The sequence below is a fragment of the Microcoleus sp. Pol12B3 genome (assembly GCF_036701355.1).
GTDB lineage: Bacteria > Cyanobacteriota > Cyanobacteriia > Cyanobacteriales > Microcoleaceae > Microcoleus.
In genome coordinates, this window is sequence record NZ_JAUBQS010000089.1 from 1 (window position 1) to 17,282 (window position 17,282).

Genomic DNA, 17,282 nt, shown 5'->3' on the forward strand with positions numbered 1-17,282 from the left:
GCTCGTCAGCAGGGTTTTGACATCACTGTTAGTGGTTGGCCGTATGGCTAATTGAGAATGGTGCAAGATCTCAGTTTTAACCGACTAAAACATTAAATTCAATTCTCAACTCTCTTGAGTCCTCTTTCAGAGGACTTGCGCTATGAGACAGGGAATTCATTCCCTGTCGGACTCTGGGACTCAACGAGGGGCGAGTTGATGCTGGATTTATTTTGGTTTCATTCTTGACATTGACACTAATGTCAAGGTTTAGGGTAAAGGAGTCATCTACCCTATCAAATTTTCCCCCATGACTCCCAATTCCCTCCCTATTTCTCGCCTCTGGCGCCTCGCCGAAGAACATCCAGATGCTGTGACTGCCGCCCTGTGCGGAATTCTAGTAATCTTGGGTTCGCTAGCCCTGCAATTCGGCTGGCTGGGTGTAGCCGTGTTAATCTTACCCGCGGCTTATGTTATCGGTGGCTATTCCAGCACCCGCGAAGGCTTAACTACGCTTTTTCAAGAACGCGAATTAGATGTAGATTTGTTAATGATTGTCGCTGCTTTGGGCGCGGCCGGTTTGGGGCTCTGGCGGCAAGAATATCATTTAATTGTTGACGGTGCGGTGCTGATTTTAATCTTTGCAATTAGCGGCGCGCTTGAAGGTTATGCTATGCAGCGGACTGAACGCAGCATCCGCAGTTTGATGAGTTTGACTGCGGATACTGCTAGGGTGGTAATGTACGGCGGGGAACGGTTCGTTGCGATCGACAAATTGGAAATTGGCGATCGCATTTTAGTCAAGCCCGGAGAAATCATCCCCACAGATGCGATAATTATTGAAGGCTACAGTGCGATCGATCAAGCCTCCATTACCGGCGAGTCGATGCCCGTGGAAAAAACCAGGGGCGATGAAGTCTATGCAGGTACAATTAACGGTGCCGGCGCATTGAAACTCGAAGTTCATAAAACTCCAGAAAGCAGCTTGATTCAGCGAGTGATTCGGCTAGTCCAAGAAGCGCAAACAGCAGCGCCGCCTTCTCAAATGTTTGTGGAAAAATTTGAGCGCGGTTATGCCAAATTAATTGTCGGTTTAGGCTTGCTGCTGGCAATTTTACCGCCCTTTGTTTTGGGCTGGAATTGGGAAGAGACAATCTATCGGGCGCTGATTTTCCTAGTAGTTGCATCCCCCTGCGCGCTGATGGCTTCGATTATGCCGGCGCTGCTTTCGGGAATTGCTAATGGGGCGAGACAGGGGATTTTGTTTAAAAGTGGCGCGCAATTAGAGATGATTGGTAAAGTCAGGGCGATCGCCTTTGACAAAACCGGAACTCTCACCACGGGAAAACCTGAAGTTATCCAAATTGTACCAGCAGCCGGATATACTGAAACAGATGTTCTGCAATTGGCTGCAGCCCTAGAAGCTCATTCCGAACACGCGATCGCCCACGCAATTGTCAGCGCCGCCCAGCAACAACAGTTACAATTGTCAACCGCTACCGACGTACAAGCAAAAATCGGTCAAGGAATTATCGGCCAAGTCAACAATCAAATCATTGCCATTGGTAAAGCCAATTTTGTCGAAGCAACTTCCGAATTAACTCAAATCAGCCAGCAGTTGCAAGCCGAAGGTAAAACAGTTGTTTGGGTGGCAAAGGGCGAGCAACTTTTGGGAATCATTGCAGTAGCAGATACCCTGCGCCCCGAAGCAGCAGCAACGGTAAAACGCTTGCAAAAATTAGGCGTAGAACATATAATTATGCTAACCGGCGACAACGAGCAAACAGCTCAACACATCGCCCGTCAATTAGGCATCAATGAAGTGTACGCCGAACTTTTGCCAGAAGACAAAGTGCAGGCAATTAAACAACTGCAAACCCAGTATCAAACTGTAGCAATGGTAGGAGACGGCATCAACGACGCCCCCGCCCTCGCTCAAGCTTCCGTCGGCATTGCGATGGGAATTTCCGGCAGCGATGTTGCTTTAGAAACTGCTGATATCGTATTAATGGCAGATAAATTAGAGCAACTAGGTAAAGCAATTAGTTTGGGCCGCCGCGCTCAAAATGTTGTCAAACAAAACATTGTTTTTGCACTCAGTTGCATTGTGCTGTTATTGGCTGCTAATTTTTTCGGAAATATCACCATGCCTTTCGGCGTCATCGGTCACGAAAGCTCTACAGTAATAGTAACCTTAAGCGGTTTGCGACTGCTGAGAAATTAGACACTAAAAACCGCTAAAATCGAGGCCGAGCCTCTAGAAATACGTTCTCAGGCAGAGCCTGGGAACGAGAGTCTTATCCGCGTTAATCTGCATTAATCTGCGCGTAAAAATTCAAAATATTAAGAAAAACTACAATTTGTGTTGGCGTCACTCAAAATACGCTAGCGTCAAAAGTATAGAATCATACCAAAATCTGAAATTGCTCGAAACTGCAATAAAAATTAACCTAGAAAAAGTCTAGAAAATGGTATAGAACAGATTGCACCAAGAGCAATGGAAAACAAGTTTTCTGTTGGAGGCAATATGAACGAAAAAGTCCTTGGGGCCACGCGGAACGTTGCAATTGTTGGCCCTTATTTAAGCGGTAAAACCGCACTGCTCGAAAGTTTGCTGTCGGTGACAGGGACAATTACCCGCAAAGGAAATGTCAAAGATGGCAACACAATAGGTGATAGTTCGCTGGAAGCGCGCGATCGCAAAATGAGCGTAGAAGTAAACGCCGCCACCGCTGAATATGAAGGTGTCCGCTTCACATTTCTCGACTGTCCGGGATCGGTAGAATTTGTCCAAGAAACTTACAGTGCGCTGATTGGTGTGGATGCGGCGATAATTGTTTGCGAACCCGTTGCCGATCGCACTTTAACCCTCGCACCCCTGTTTAAATTCCTCGACGATTGGGAAATTCCCCACCTAGTTTTCATCAACAAGATCGATCGGGCTTGCACAGACGAAACCACTTGCGGCAGCAACTTCACCGACGTGATCGACGCGCTCAAATCCGTTTCCACTAGACCGATCGTACCTCACCAATATCCGATCGGCAAAAACGAACAAATCATCGGTTTTATCGACTTAGTAACCGAACAAGCTTACCACTACCATCCGGGCGCCGCCGCAGATCCCGTCCCGCTTCCAGAACACCTCAAAGCACAAGAAAGCGCAGCGCGGCAGCAAATGCTCGAAGAATTGGCGAATTTTGACGACCATTTACTCGAAGAATTGCTCGAAGAAATCAATCCCGACGCTGAAGAAATTACCCGCGACTTAAAGATGGAATTAGGCGCAGATTTAATTGTGCCAGTATTCATCGGCATGGCAGAACAAGATTTCGGCGTGCGGCCTCTGCTGGAAGCTTTGCTGAGGGAAGCGCCGACACCGGAAACTACAGCCGATCGCCGAGGCATTATACTAAGTGAAAACAAAGTTCTGGCTCAAATCCTGAAAACCTATTACACGCCGCAGGGAGGTAAACTATCGTTAGTGAGAATGTGGCGGGGGACGCTGGCAGACGGAGCAATTTTGAACGGCGTTCGAGTTAACGGTTTGTACCGCTTGACCGGCCAGCAAACGCAAAGTTTGCAGTCTGTCAGCGCGGGGGAAATTGTGGCTGTGGGAAGGCTAGAAGGCGTAAAAACAGGCGATACGCTGGCGCTAGACCGATCGGAAGAATTGCCAAAAGCCGAAATCGTCCCGCCTGTCTACGCACTGGCGATCGTCCCAGAAAAGCGCAACGATGAAGTTAAGCTGAGTTCCGCTTTAGCTAAATTGCTAGAAGAAGACCCATCTTTAGTCTGGGAACAGCACGGCGACACTCACGAAATTATACTTTGGGGTCAAGGCGAAATCCACCTGAAAGTAGCTTTAGACAGGTTGCGCCGCAAGTATAACTTGCCGATGGCGACTCACTTACCGCAAGTGCCGTACAAAGAAACCATCCGCAAACCTGCATCTTCCATCCACGGGCGCTACAAACACCAAAGCGGCGGACACGGACAGTTTGGCGACGTGTACCTCGATATTACACCGCAGCCTCGCGGAGAAGGTTTCACCTTTAACGACAAAATAGTCGGCGGCGTCGTCCCAAAACAGTACATTCCCGGCGTAGAAGTGGGAGTGCGCGAGTATTTGGATCGCGGCCCGCTGGGTTTCCCGGTGGTAGACGTAGCGGTGACGCTGACGAACGGTTCCTATCATACCGTTGACAGTTCCGAACAAGCTTTCAAGCAAGCGGCGCGTTTGGCGATGCAGGAGGGAATGGCGAAGTGCGAACCGGCATTGCTGGAGCCGATCGCCAAAGTTGAAATTTGCGCTCCGAACGAGTGTACATCAAAGGTGTTGCAGTTGGTCAGCGGACACCGCGGCCAAATTCTCGGCTACGAAGGTAACAAAGACTGGAAGGGATGGGATGCTGTTTCGGCTTATTTGCCGATCGCAGAAATGCAGAATTTGATCGTAGAATTGCGATCGCAGACAATGGGAGTAGGATTTTTTAATTGGGAGTTCGATCGATTGCAAGAAGTGCCGGAACCTTTAGCTAAGCGGGTTTTGCTAACAACCGGCGGCAATGGAAACGGTAACGGTAAAAGCTAGGTAATTGTCTTAAGAAACCCGGTTTCTTCAAGAAACCGGGTTTTTGCACGAGTTGCCATTAAAGTTTATTGCGATCGATTTCCATTTGTCGGATTATTCAGTTCCACTTGTTACCAGGCTCTGCCTGGTAACGCAGATCCGGAGGCTCTGCCTCCAATTTTCCTCCGCAATCGAGGCAGAGCCTCTAGACATCGGTGCCCTGGCTCTGCCTGGGAACCAGGGAATTCATCAGTGTATCCGTGTCAAAATCCGTGTCGTGCCTTCTTCCTTACCCTAAAAAGAAATAATCAAGTAACCGTTCAGGAACTTAGCACCAGTAACAGACTTCCCAGTTAGCGCCGGAGGCAGCAAAATATTGCGCCGCTGATCGCCCGCTTCGATCGTTACTTCCGGCCCGGATTGAATCAATTTAATTTCTTTCTTGTCAAACCCAGGCAAAAACAAACTAACTTGACGCTGTGCAATATTTATGTTAATCGGTTTAGGAGCTTTTGCCGCCTCAGAAAAATCTGGCAAAGCATCAATTAGCGGCTGCCAGTTATTGTCACTGTGCGACGGAACCGAAACAGCCGTCAAAGGCTCAAAATCGGCAGTAATAGCTTCTGTAACCGATGCTTGATTGACAATGACACCGCCCACAGTCAAGCCAATTTGTTGAGAACTTCCCCACAGATAGCGGGCAGTTGCGATCGCGCTTGCATCCCCAGTCGTCACCAAAAAAGCCGCAGTGCGGTTCGGATCGGCCAGCGCTTCCTTACCCTTATCCAAAAGATTATCGACTTGCTTAGTCGATTGAAAAGGATTATCCCCAGACAAATCCACCGTCAACACGGTACTGAAAACCGGCTGAATAAAAGGCGACAAAGCTTTACCCAAATCCGAATCTACCAAAGCTTGGCGGAACCTGCGGATATACCAACTCAAAATTTCCGGCATTCCCAGCATCCGCAGCGTATCCATGCCGCCGGTGCCGTCATAAACAATTACATCGTATTGTTTGCTGTCCTCGTATTCCCGAAGTTCGTTCAACGCCAGCGCGCTGTCCATTCCCGGTAAAACTCCTAATTCTTGACCGTAAATCTGCTTGAAAAAAGGAGTACGGACATATTGAGCTTCTAGTTGTTTAACTTCGTCCCACCTGCGTTCTAGCAGCGGCGCGCTTTGCACCTGAACTGCTTTCAAATTCGGGGCTATTTCTTGGGGAGTGGAAGTCAGAGGAGTTGCCAGCAGGATTCCCAATCCCGGTCCCGGATCTTGGCCGAGCAGCAGAACTCGCTTGCCTTGAGCCGCATATTTTTTAGCTGTTGCGATCGCGATCGTACTGCGGCCAGTGCCGCCTTTGCCCAAAAATGTCAAAATCAAAGCCATTTTCTGTTCTCACTGCCAAAGCTTACTCTTTAACATTTAAGCGCAACCTTCAGCCAGAGTGGGGGAAGAGGGAGAATGGAGGAAGAGGAGAGTCGGTGAGTGGGAGAGTGGGAGAGGGAAAGAATTGGGAAAATTTTTCCTCTTCCTTCTTCCATCGGACTGACATCCGTTACATCCGTTACATCCGTTACATCCGTTACATCCGTCGAGCGAATCCGTTGCCGAACTTCCTTCTTCCTTCTACATCTTTTAAACGGGTTCTAGCTCATCTTCAAAGAACCAAGTCGCAAAACCATCAAACTTGACAACCACGCCTACTCCGCTACCGTCAACCATTTTGAATCCGTCAACAGTGCCTACTGGATTCTCCTTTATCTTGCCCACTATATTGGCAGGTATCCGATCTCTGAGACGGCGCACCTTCACTCTCTGACCTACTTCTATTGCCACTGAAATTGTTCTCCTGCTCTATATAACCTATATACAACCGTTTATTTTACAGTTTGGCGTCTACTTCGGAACAGCAACACCCGCAAGCGATCGCTCACTATGATTTTCCATCGAAATTTCGACCAACTTTCCCTAAAAAACGGTATTCTAGTCGCGGTTGGTCAATCGTCTACCCGGATTCGCCTGGGTTTGCCTCATCAGCTTCCACAGCGGCAAGCTCAACTTCCAGAGCCTCGCGCACCACGGAGATAATTATTTTTTATCCCTTCGCAAAAACAATCTTTTTATTAATTGCCACAACTACAGGATTTATTTCCAATTAGTCATCCTTCCGGCAGAAGCCAAAAGGCATTCAGAAGCAGTAATTAATTTTAGGTTTGCTATATATAAATCTTCTATTTCTAACGTTGATATTGGCTAACATCAATGCTGTAAAGCACTTGGAGTCTGGATTGCAAAATTTTCCGAAGGTCAGATTGTAGTAAACAGTCTTGTTGTAACAGTTTACTACAATCTGACAATAAAAAAAAGATTTAATGCTAAAATTTCAGGCTGAGAAAGTTTATTTTTGCTGCTGTGTTACGGCATAAAAAGTCTAACTATTGCCGGATTTAGGGTGTCTGATACAGGAAAGGAAGTCTAGAAACTTCAATATGACAAAATTGAAATTATGAATAAAATTTTTACCTGTGGCCGCTCGACCCAAATTCCGCTCCTAAGTTTGTCGTTAGCTGTGTTCGCCTGTCTGGCGCTTGGTCGTGGGACGATCGCCAGTCCGCTCTATCCATCCCCCAAACAGCCGTCGAACCCTACTAAAATTATCTCCGTCGATCGACCGCCAGCACTGCCAACAGCCTCAAAATCTCCAACAAATCCGGCAACAGTGGCGGCTAATTCATCCCCAGCAGAGACGATAAACGCCCAGGGAACAGCGGCCGGACGATCGCTTGAAATAGAAGAAATTCGCGGTACAGTCACCTTTAAAGGGCGGCCGGCGGTTGTGGGCGATCGGCTACTCGCCCCTGGAGACGAAATCATCACCGGCCCCGATTCCACAGCCCGTTTAGGCATCGACAACCACACCGGCATCGTGGAAGTGACCGAAAAAACCGCAGTCAGAATATCGAATTTGTCAAGCAGTGCAGGTGGCAAAAAAGACACAGTGATTTTTGTCAGCAGGGGGCGAGTCAGGTTGTCGATCGGCAAAACTGCTGCGACAACTCCCGCAGCCAACACCTCAACAATTATCCCCCCAAACCAAATAGTCGCCCTCAATACCTTCAGCGGACTCGGCAAATCCAGTCAAATTGCCCAACAAAAAAGTTCTGCCAAAACCGCCCCAGTCAGGGTTGAAACCCCAGAAGGCGTTGCCGGAGTTCGCGGCACATCATTTGGCGTCAGCGTTGGTGGCGGCAAAACCGCCGTCCAAACTATTGAAGGTGCAGTCGTAGTATCCGGCAACATCGATTCGGAAGTAGTTGTCAACAGTGGCAACGCCACCACAATTTTCCCTCAAACCTCGCCCGTGGCGCCCTCAGCCAGCCCTCGCCTAGCTAAACTCAAAGTCCGCAGGTTGTGGAGACTCAGTGGCAATATCTATCACCTCAGCGGTCAAATTAACCCGATCGACATAATTTATGTCAACAACGAAGCGATTAAGATCGATCGAAATGGCAACTTCAAAATCCAAGGAATTTTACCTCCAAGCCGCCGTCTCAAAATCGTAGTCCGAGGCCCGTCAATCACAGAACGGCATTATAGCCTCGCAGTTCCCTAAAAAACTTATCGTCGCGAGTAAAGTGCGCGGGCAGTCTCTGAGGAAGTAAGTTAGATCGTAAGTCTTATTTGAGTTGATTATTTCATAGAGGGGCGAAGCATTTCGCGATGAAACTTCGTCAGCCAAGTCGCGTCTAAATATTAAAGTCAAGTTTAATGCAATTATTGTGAGGTGTCCCGCCCGCCTACAAATATAATTTAGATGCCCAACAGATTTGTCAAAATAAAGAAACTTGGCGTTAACCTTTCGCCATTACGGTATTGTAAAACTTCATGACTATACTAGGGGTTCCGGTTCCATATAAATAATCAAATTGAGTCAACAGTTAAGACTCAACCATTCAGTTTTCAGATACCGAGTCAAGAGTAAACTGTCAAAAATTAACAATCCCTAGGAGTGCAACCGGAATTGATATATAGTAATCCTCGCATCATTTGTGAATTTCTTACTCCCTCCCCTCGATCGGGGGAGGGTTGAGATGGGGTAAAAAATTTACGACTCATTGAGGATGGATATAACTCTTATCGAAAATCGGAGTCTAATGTCAATGATTGCGTAAAATTAATTGCATGAAGTTCAAAAAATGGATGGATCATCTCAAACAAAATCAACTGCTCGGCCTGCGGCACTATATAGCCACAAACCCTCCCTGGATGACAGGAGCAGTAGTAGGTATAATGTCTGTCGCCATGCTGCAATTTGGAATGTGGAAACCCCTTGAATATTTGGGATACAAAACACTATTTCAAATTCGAGAATCGGGATTTTTTCCAAATCCGGGATGGGATCAGAGAATTGTAGTAATTGCGATCGAACGGCATTCCTTGCAGGAATACGGTCAATTTCCTTGGCCTCGCAACCGCTACGCCCAACTGCTAGAAGCGCTCAAAAAATCTCCCCCCACAGCCGTTGGTTTTGACATTCTTTTCCTCGATCCAAGCCCTAAAGATGATATTTTAGCCGCGGCAATTGCCGCCAACGGCAAAGTTGTACTCCCTAGAACCCTCAAAGAAGAACCCGTAGCATCTTTAAAAGCAGCCGCCGCAGGTGTCGGCCACATCAGCCAAGAAGCCGATAGCGACGGTATTAGCCGCGAGTCAAAAATTTTTCTCAACGGCATTCCTAATTTCGGTTTAGCCATGACTCACAGGTACAATGCTGTTAACCCCGAAGATCCAGTATTGCTTCCACAGTCAAAAAATAAGCAGGAAAAAAAAGTTTGGATTAACTGGCCGGGGAAAACAGAAAATCTATCTACCTATGCTTTTGTTGATGTGGTAGAAGGTAGAATTCCTGCAGACGCTCTGACCAATAAGTTAGTTTTAGTTGGCATAGTTGCTACGGGTTTAGACCCCATATCTTCACCTCTCAACAAGACTACGGCTGGGGTTTATTTATATGCAGCATTGGTTGACAATTTGCTCAATCAACGCTTGCTGCAGCGGCTGCCGGTACTGCTAGAAATTTTGTTATTATTGGGTATTGGCCCTCTTACCGCTTTGGTTCTGTACAAGCGAGGTGTTCAAGAAAGAATTGCGATCGCTCTCGGTTTGCCTGTTGTTTGGATTGCGGCTGCTGCTTTGCTATTTGGCTTCTTTTTTTGGTGGGTTCCGATTGCTGCACCTATCGGCACTCTCATTTTAGCTGGCACTGCTTTGCAACTGCGGGAACAGTACGAAAAACAGCAGTTGATGAGGTTATTTGAAAAGCACGTCGCTCCGGAGACAGCTCAGCTTATTTGGGAACGCAAAGCTGAGATATTTGAACAGGGAGAACTTGAACCTCAAGAACTTACAGCAACGGTGCTGTTTATGGATATTCGTAGTTTTACTTCGATTTCAGAAAAAATGCGACCGCGAGATTTACTCACCTGGTTGAACAATTATTTGGAAGCGATGACTAACTGTATTATGGATCACGGCGGTGTTGTAGATAAATACATCGGTGATGCAATTATGGCAGTTTTTGGGGTACCTTTTTGCCATACCGAATATCGACAAATTCAACAAGATGCTTTGAATGCAGTTGCGGCTTGTATTGCGATGCACGAACGCCTGCACCAACTTAACCAGCAGCTTAGAAGTGAACGCAAACCTTTAATTAAGTTTGGTATTGGTTTGCATACCGGACAGTTAGTTGCGGGCAGCGTCGGCGGTTCCCGGCGTTTGAATTATTCTGTGATCGGCGATGCTGTCAATGTTGCTGCTAGATTGGAGGCGATGAATAAGGAAATTGTTTCTGACAGTCCTTTTAATTTATTGGTGACGGCGAGGACTTTTGCTTACGTGCGCGATCGCTACGAAGGCCAAAAAGTAGGCTCGATTCAATTGCGCGGCAAAAAAGAAGAGACTGTGGTTTATGCTATTTTGGGTGAAAAGCATTAGTTATTGGGCATGGGGCATTGGTTCAGGACTTACGTATCAAAACCAAAGAAACTGGGTTTTTGGCAGTTTATGCCAGCATTCACGAAATATTCTCGCAACAAATCCCGGTGGTCGATCGAAGTTGAAACCCTGACCAACCGTGCGTAATTCTTAATCTAATCAAATACGCTCAGTCGCAGAGTTTTAGCTATTTTTTCTAACAGAAATAAGCCACCGATAGAATTTCCGTCTTTATCCAAGGGCGGACTGTAAAAGCCGATCGCACCTTGACCCGGAATTACCGAAAGCATTGCCCCGCTAACTCCCGACTTAGCCGGCAGCCCCACCCGCAGGGCAAAGCGGGCGGATGCTTCATACAAGCCGCAAGTTGCCATCAGTGCTTTGACTGTACGGCAGTTTTCGCCGATTTGTCGATCGCCACTATTTACCAAAACCATCCCCAGCTTAGCTAAATCTTCCACAGTTCCCGACAAACAGCAGACGCGATTGTATGTTTCTAAAGCAATTTCCGCGTTTTGAAGATAACCCGATTCTACCATTTTTAAGGCGAGATTCCAATTATTTTGATTCGGATTTGTCTTCACTGAATCGAGCATTAACTCGTCAACAAATAACTGACTGTTTGCCTGTTGATTTAACCAATCGAGCAAGTTTTGACAGCGCGACACAGCATTTTCACCGGGAATCAAAGACGCTAGGGCGATCGCCCCGCTATTAATCATCGGATTTCTCGGCTTCCCTTGGTCTATTTCGAGTTGAGTTAAGGAATTGAAAGGCAGTTCCGAAGGCTCGCAGCCCACCCAGTCAAAAACCGTTTTTTCTCCCAATTGGCACAGCAAATAAAGCAGCACTAAGGGCTTGACTACACTCATCAGCGGGAATGTTTGAGAAATACTACCCCAGCTCAAAATTTTACCGTCAATTTCCCGAATTTGCACGGCAAAGCCTTGTCTATTTGCTTGTGCAAGGAGAGGTATGTACGCGGGAATTTGCCCGGATTTACTGCGATTTTTTGCCTCTTTTGCCCAAGCTGCCAGTTGTTCGGGTTGCAGGCAAGATAGTTTGCTGGTGGATATTTGCACTATCGATTATTTAGATTATTTAAAATTTTAGATTGGCATTCCTGGCGCGATGTTGAGCCAGAAACCCGGTTTATTAACCGAATTTCGTCACTTCAGCTCTCTGTGACCAGAAACCGGGTTGCTTGGGCGACAGAAACCAAGCTCGAACATCAAGCTATTGACGTTTCGGCGCGCCGGGAGAAAATAAATTTTTCATAAAAAACCTGTACTTTGCATAAAAACCTCTCCTTCATCCAGATAGATAATTAGCAGCTTCAAGGCAATGCTGCTACACAAAACAAACAAGCACTAGCTTGAAATGCCTTCAGATTCTGATGTCTAAGCCCCTGTAAGGGGCGGGGTACATATTCAACTTAATTCTTTCAGAGTTCGCCAAATCCTGTCCGGAAAACCCCCGAACCTTTAAGAATGTACTATCCAACCGGATCTACCAAAACCAAGATAAAAAAATGACAGAAGCGAAAGCAGAAGCACCAAAACCCGCTCCCATGATTTTTAAGGGTGTGTGCAACGACGGGGTTCTCAAAGGCAAAGAAATAGAAGGTAAACTAGATATCAAAGTCAACGTTGAATCTGTCAAAACCCCTGAAGCAAAGCCCACAAAATCCCAGTGGGAGCCAATTATCTTTTGGGTATTGTTTGCATTCATGGCAAACTTGATTGTCGGCGACCCCGCCGGAATGAGAAAAAAATACAGCTCCCCACAAAGGTCTTCTTCTCATCAGATGTTAAACCAATCTGGGGAGCAGTCGCTGTTGCCTAAGAAAAACACCAGCAACTTGCCACTTTAGGCCCTGGGAGCCTGCCAGCCGCGCAAATAGTAATAGAAAGACCCGAAATATTCATCGAATACTCGCGTCGTAGTTACCAAAGCTTCTGCACTAGGCAAAAAATCTCCCGCGTCTAAGCGGAGTCTACTGGATCTCCCTCCTGATGTGGGTTGAAAAGTGTAGAAGTCGGTAGCCCTAGGAATCACCTGAATTCCCATATTCGCAAAAGCGAGGCTGGCACGGCGCATCTGAATAGCAGATGTTACCAAGATTACTTTACGCGCAGCGCCACGGCTGTCGAGTATCTTTCTCACCTCTTCAGCGCTGGTGCGTATGTTGCTGCCGTTATCGTCAAGAACGATACTGCTGCGCGGCACGCCCATGTTGTTTGCCAGCAAAGTCTCGATATCCTTAGCTTCGCCAACATAACCCTCCAACTCTGGTCTGGGGCCAGCGGTAACGATGACCATGGGTGCTAGTTGTTTTCTGTACAAAACGGCAGCATAGGGCAGGCGATTGCCAGTATCTGTTAGTTGAATCGCCACTCGGTTGGGGATGTGAGGCTGAGTGGTTCCCTTGCCCAGCAGCACGATCGCCGCTGCGGTTTCGTCGCAGCAAACTGTCCGCACGGCCGCAGCGGCATCCCGTTCTGCTTGCTCCGCGAACCAGTAAGCGACAACTGGCATACTCGAAAGGATCAAAACTAGCAGCGCTGCCAGGATCATTCTCGGCGCCGGGTTGCGGATGCCCCCGTTCGTGATCAGCGCGGATGCAATCACCAGCAGCGTGATTGAAAAACCCAGCGGCTTAAAGAAGAAGGCTATGAGCCCGAAAATCGCTGCTCCGACCGGGGTGTCTGGTGCAAAAAAAGCTAGAATCAAAAGGCTGATCAGCAGCAAAACGCGCAGCCGATCTAATAAAGGATTGTCTTTGCCCCCTGATTGATCCCACCACGATTTGATCAGTGAGAACAGGAGGAATAGAAATAGAATGCGAGCTAACAGTTCTGGCATCTTGCAATATTCTGTGTCTTCATAAATTAGTACAGAAGTTTTGGAAACGAGCGCGAATTTAACTGCGGGAGGAAATACGGGAATTGGTGAGTTTTTAACGGTCGCCAATAACGCAGCCCGATCGCATTTATCCTAATGCTCGATTCCGGTCAGCTATCAACCATTGGTTGCAGGGTGAAACCCGCTACTTCCAGTCACAGATTGCTGACAGTTAATTGGTAATTGATAACTGGTAATAGTTGATTGGTAATTGGTAATGGATCGAGCACGCCGCAGGTGGAATTGACAATTCAAGCCTGCTTTGTTCTGCCTACTTTTTTCCCCATTACCTGTTACCGATTCACCAATCCCAATTTATCGGCGCTTCAGTTGATTCCGAATTGCCTGCGTTACCGTTTGAATTACTTTAACACGAGCATAATACTTGTTATTGGCCGCAATTAGCGTCCAGGGAGCTAGCGGCGTGCTGGTGCGCTGAATCATTTGATTCACCGCTACTTCATAATAATTCCACTTTTCCCGATTCCGCCAATCTTCCTCGGTGAGTTTGTATTGTTTAAATGGATTGTTTTGCCGCTCTGTAAACCGCTTTAGCTGTTCGTCAGGACTGATGTGCAGCCAGAATTTAACTAAGACACAACCGAAACTGGTGAGTTGCTCCTCAAATTCGTTGATTTCCTGATAAGCTCGCCGCCATTCGGGTTCAGTGGCAAATCCTTCGACTCGCTCGACCAGCACTCTACCATACCAACTACGATCGCAAATGCTGATTTTACCGGCAGTTGGCAGCCGCTGCCAGAACCGCCACAGGTAGTGGTGCGCTTTTTCTTCGTCTGTCGGGGCCGCAAAGGCATTAACAGTGTAACTGCGGGGGTCTAATACGTCGGTCAAGCGTTTGATTGCTCCTCCTTTACCTGCGGCGTCCCAACCTTCAAACAGCACTAACACGGGAATTTCATCTTCGTAGATGCTTTGTTGCAGTTTGCCAAAACGGGTTTGTTCCTCGCGAAGTTGCTCTTTGTATTCGTCGGGCGACAGCGATTGAGTTAAATCTACTTGGGCCAGCAAGTCGGGTTCGGTGGGTTGCAACCTTTCTTGATGTGGCAATTTCACGGGTGCAGATTGCATCGGCAGTCTGTCTAGGGCTTCTGTAATTGTCGCTGCCATTTGCGTTAAAACTTTGACTCTCGCCCAGCGTTGACAATTGCCTTCTACTAGCGTCCAAGGTGCGGAACCCGTGCCGGTTTGGGCTACCATTTCTTCGGCCAAAGTTGTGTATTCTTCGTATTTTTTGGCTTGTTTCCAATCTTCGGGTCGCACTCGCCAAGCTTGTAAGGTGTCGTCTTCTAGTTTTTTGAGCCGGTGCTTGAGTTCTTTTTTGCTCAGGTGAATCCAAAATTTGGCGATTGCCGCGCCGTCATCTACCATCTGCCGCTCGAAGGCGTTGATTTGCCTGATGACTGTGGGTACTTGGGCGTCGGAGACTCGATCGAACAATCGGTCTTCTAAAATGTGAGTGTACCAACTGTGGTAGAAAAAACCAATTTTGCCACGGGCGGGGAGTTTCTGCCAAAACCGCCACAGGAAAGGATAGCCCATTTCTACATCTGACGGCGGCCAAATTGGGTGGACGGCAAACCCCCGCGGGTCCATATACCCCACAATTTGTTTGACTAAAGCGCCTTTGCCGGCGGCGGCCCAACCTTCGAGGACGATAATTGCGGGCAATTTTTTTTCTCTGCAGGCCAGTTGGAGCGATCGCAACTGTTGCATTAAAATTTCTATCTTGGCATCGTAGGTTTCTTTATCTAGGGAAATGTTTAAATCCAGGTTGTCAAGCATATTTACCTTCTACCAATCCGAAATCTAGTTTAATGTTAGTTTAATGTTTGGATAAATCCCAGCTAAAATCAGGTAAAAAAGTGATAGTAACTACTGTTACGGTCGGTTAAAACTGCGATACTTCTCCCCTCAAAAACCTGCTCCCGTCCCTACTACCAAAACTCTCCTCACCTCAAACTTGCAAAAAAAAACAGGTCAGGTTATAGTTGAGATAGGGGACTTTTAAATAAGTTCAATTTCTCCCCTCCCCCGATCGGGCGAGTTAACAGGAGGAGCCACAAATCCCTGAGAAATGATTTATTGTAAAACAGAGCAAAAGTAAAAATCAACTACCCGGTGGGGGTGACAACTGGGATCGTGTCACTTTTGCAATAAATACAAATACCTAGGCAGCTTTTCCCGACTTGCCAATTAACCCATTTAAGTAAGCACATCGATGAGCCAAAACTTGCCCCACATTTTCTTTTTTCCAACTTGCTCCAGATATTTTAACCCGTCTCGATATTTGCTTAATTCCTGATTCTACTGCCCCAGAGCCAATTGAGCAGACCTGATCTTTCTGAAGTACTTCATAATTGACAATCCTTCCTTGATGCTTTTCTCAAAATCTGCAAAAATTCACTGCTGTTTCTTTCTTTAATTCTGTCAATAACGGTTTTGCACTTTCTATATCTCCTTGCCCCAAATATTTTTCGGCTTGTTTTAGTCTTCTCATTGAACCCCCTACTTTCTGTAGATTTTCATTCAAATGATACCCATCTAAAATTTCTCTTCTGTCTTGTTTATTGCTGATTTCCTTGAATATATTCCCTACTCCATCATGCCCATCTCCCAAACAAGTTACAGGTTTTGCTAAAGGTTGTTCGTTTGCTCAATCAATGAGCGTTTCATTTTGTTCAAAACTAGCTACTATCCCTACTTCTGATACAATTGCTTTATAGTCTTTCCACTCGGATTTTTCTCCTTTTGCTGTTATCAATCTTATTTTTCCACCATCTACACTCAGCTCAGTAATGTCTATTCTTGCTGCTGTCGCTCAAATTTTTGATAATGTGCTAATGTGAGTTGCGTCTTTGATGGAACCGCAGGGTAAGCTCATCTAATTTGGTATAAATTGTACTTGACAATGACTCAAATGAGCGATCTTAAGTCCAATGGCGCTGATATTTTTTGGAGAAGGGTACGATCGCAGAGGTTTGGAAGAGGTTTTTTTGAAGGTTTTGTCTTGGGTTTGTCTGCTGCTAGGTCTACTTTTTCTCTTGATGTTGCCTTTGGGAATTTTGGCACTATCTATGTCAACAACCAAAACAACCAGCAAATTACTACTCAAGCAAACCAACAATTAGCTCAGTTGCAGCAGGTGGAAGCTCGGCTAAAGAACGGTAGTCCTGAAGATTCAAGGAATTTGGCGGGGGAACTTACCCGTTTGGGGGTACAAGCGGATACGCAAAACCCACAGCAATTGAAAGAGCAAATTCTTTCGAGAATTACTCCGGCTAAGGAACGATTACAGACGCAAAGTGCTGCGGTTCAGTCAAATCAGCGCGTGGGGTTATTTAAAAATGCTGTTAAGTGGCTGCTGGGCGCGCTGATTTCTAGTGTTTTGTTTTTTACGCTGTGGCGCGGTACTGACTGGGCTCGCTAGTAGTATTGAGTTTTAAGTGGAGAGTTTTGAGCTAGTAAGGTGCGCCTAGCGCACCCGGAGAGCGTTGTTGAGCACTAAGATTCGCCCTGTGCACGCAGTCGGCTCAGAAGTGGTGAAGAAGACTCTCAAACTCTGGAAATTTCCTTGGGGGGAGCGCTCCCTCTTCTTGTTTTCAAAAGATATCGGTAATAAATCTTGTTTATTGCCGATCGCCAAAACCTAGAATGAGGCAAATCCGTCGTTAGCGCAGCCCGCCCCTTGTATCTTAAAAGAGTCAGGCGCTCAAACCGTAGATCGCAGACTATAGAACCGCAGACACGGTTGTAATCGAATCGCAGACACGGTTGTAATTGAATCGTAACACGAGTAAAGATAAAG

General features: G+C 46.8%; 11 protein-coding genes and 1 pseudogene. 6 read left to right on the forward strand and 6 right to left on the reverse strand.

Translation table 11 applies throughout. The annotated features are described in order from the left end of the window. The first annotated feature begins 289 nt into the window (after positions 1-289). Together QUA53_RS26600 and QUA53_RS26605 are read left to right on the forward strand one after the other, a co-directional pair. Positions 290-2,203 carry a heavy metal translocating P-type ATPase gene (locus QUA53_RS26600; protein WP_333100748.1) on the forward strand — a complete coding sequence of 638 codons (1,914 nt, stop codon included), beginning with the start codon at positions 290-292 and terminating at the stop codon, positions 2,201-2,203. A 303-nt stretch (positions 2,204-2,506) separates the two neighbouring features. Continuing rightward, the gene (locus tag QUA53_RS26605) at positions 2,507-4,573 is read left to right on the forward strand and encodes an elongation factor G (RefSeq protein WP_333100747.1); all 2,067 of its coding nucleotides are present in this window, start codon (positions 2,507-2,509) and stop codon (positions 4,571-4,573) included. A gap of 273 nt (positions 4,574-4,846) precedes the next feature. On the opposite strand, the gene QUA53_RS26610 is transcribed toward QUA53_RS26605, so the two are convergent. Beyond that, on the reverse strand, positions 4,847-5,941 hold the full coding sequence (locus QUA53_RS26610) for a Get3/ArsA fold putative tail anchor-mediating ATPase NosAFP (protein WP_333100746.1): 1,095 nt from the start codon (positions 5,939-5,941) through the stop codon (positions 4,847-4,849). Between the two features lie 249 nt (positions 5,942-6,190). Continuing rightward, entirely contained in the window at positions 6,191-6,391 is a 201-nt protein-coding gene (gene petP, locus QUA53_RS26615) for a cytochrome b6f subunit PetP (RefSeq protein ID WP_333070922.1), read from the reverse strand. Positions 6,392-7,061: 670 nt separating this feature from the next. On the opposite strand from petP, the gene QUA53_RS26620 reads away from it, so the two are divergent. Together QUA53_RS26620 and QUA53_RS26625 are read left to right on the forward strand one after the other, a co-directional pair. Beyond that, a complete protein-coding gene (locus QUA53_RS26620; protein ID WP_333100745.1) occupies positions 7,062-8,168 on the forward strand; it encodes a FecR domain-containing protein in 1,107 nt (368 codons plus the stop codon). Between the two features lie 569 nt (positions 8,169-8,737). Further along, positions 8,738-10,552, forward strand: coding sequence for an adenylate/guanylate cyclase domain-containing protein (locus QUA53_RS26625; RefSeq protein ID WP_333100743.1), 1,815 nt, complete (start codon positions 8,738-8,740; stop codon positions 10,550-10,552). Positions 10,553-10,707: 155 nt separating this feature from the next. Here the strand turns inward: QUA53_RS26625 and glsA are convergent, their stop codons facing one another. After that, positions 10,708-11,634 (reverse strand): glutaminase A, encoded by a 927-nt coding sequence (gene glsA / locus QUA53_RS26630; RefSeq protein ID WP_333100740.1) that lies wholly within the window; start codon positions 11,632-11,634, stop codon positions 10,708-10,710. Positions 11,635-12,083: 449 nt separating this feature from the next. On the opposite strand from glsA, the gene QUA53_RS26635 reads away from it, so the two are divergent. Then, positions 12,084-12,425, forward strand: coding sequence for a hypothetical protein (locus QUA53_RS26635; protein WP_333100738.1), 342 nt, complete (start codon positions 12,084-12,086; stop codon positions 12,423-12,425). Here QUA53_RS26635 and QUA53_RS26640 read toward each other — a convergent pair. The 3 genes and pseudogenes from QUA53_RS26640 to QUA53_RS29380 form a co-directional block, all read right to left on the reverse strand. Continuing rightward, the gene (locus QUA53_RS26640; protein WP_333100737.1) at positions 12,422-13,417 is read right to left on the reverse strand and encodes a YdcF family protein; all 996 of its coding nucleotides are present in this window, start codon (positions 13,415-13,417) and stop codon (positions 12,422-12,424) included. The two genes, QUA53_RS26635 and QUA53_RS26640, sit on opposite strands and share 4 nt — an antisense overlap. Before the next feature lie 354 nt (positions 13,418-13,771). Then, entirely contained in the window at positions 13,772-15,259 is a 1,488-nt protein-coding gene (gene pap, locus QUA53_RS26645; protein ID WP_333100736.1) for a polyphosphate:AMP phosphotransferase, read from the reverse strand. Positions 15,260-15,644: 385 nt separating this feature from the next. After that, positions 15,645-15,944, reverse strand: a pseudogene (locus QUA53_RS29380) (ISKra4 family transposase); the annotation flags it as partial. Positions 15,945-16,394: 450 nt separating this feature from the next. Between QUA53_RS29380 and QUA53_RS26655 the strand changes: the two are divergent. After that, on the forward strand, positions 16,395-16,904 hold the full coding sequence (locus QUA53_RS26655; protein ID WP_333249208.1) for an HpsJ family protein: 510 nt from the start codon (positions 16,395-16,397) through the stop codon (positions 16,902-16,904). Positions 16,905-17,282 lie beyond the last annotated feature (378 nt).

What these genes read in the sequence shown, in the direction of transcription:
- QUA53_RS26620 (WP_333100745.1), top strand. Translation starts at nt 7,062, where the DNA reads ATGAATAAAATTTTTACCTGTGGCCGCTCGACCCAAATTCCGCTCCTA.
- QUA53_RS26655 (WP_333249208.1), top strand. Translation starts at nt 16,395, where the DNA reads ATGAGCGATCTTAAGTCCAATGGCGCTGATATTTTTTGGAGAAGGGTA.
- QUA53_RS26605 (WP_333100747.1), top strand. Translation starts at nt 2,507, where the DNA reads ATGAACGAAAAAGTCCTTGGGGCCACGCGGAACGTTGCAATTGTTGGC.
- QUA53_RS26635 (WP_333100738.1), top strand. Translation starts at nt 12,084, where the DNA reads ATGACAGAAGCGAAAGCAGAAGCACCAAAACCCGCTCCCATGATTTTT.
- QUA53_RS26600 (WP_333100748.1), top strand. Translation starts at nt 290, where the DNA reads ATGACTCCCAATTCCCTCCCTATTTCTCGCCTCTGGCGCCTCGCCGAA.
- pap (WP_333100736.1), bottom strand. Translation starts at nt 15,259, where the DNA reads ATGCTTGACAACCTGGATTTAAACATTTCCCTAGATAAAGAAACCTAC.
- QUA53_RS26640 (WP_333100737.1), bottom strand. Translation starts at nt 13,417, where the DNA reads ATGCCAGAACTGTTAGCTCGCATTCTATTTCTATTCCTCCTGTTCTCA.
- QUA53_RS26625 (WP_333100743.1), top strand. Translation starts at nt 8,738, where the DNA reads ATGAAGTTCAAAAAATGGATGGATCATCTCAAACAAAATCAACTGCTC.
- QUA53_RS26610 (WP_333100746.1), bottom strand. Translation starts at nt 5,941, where the DNA reads ATGGCTTTGATTTTGACATTTTTGGGCAAAGGCGGCACTGGCCGCAGT.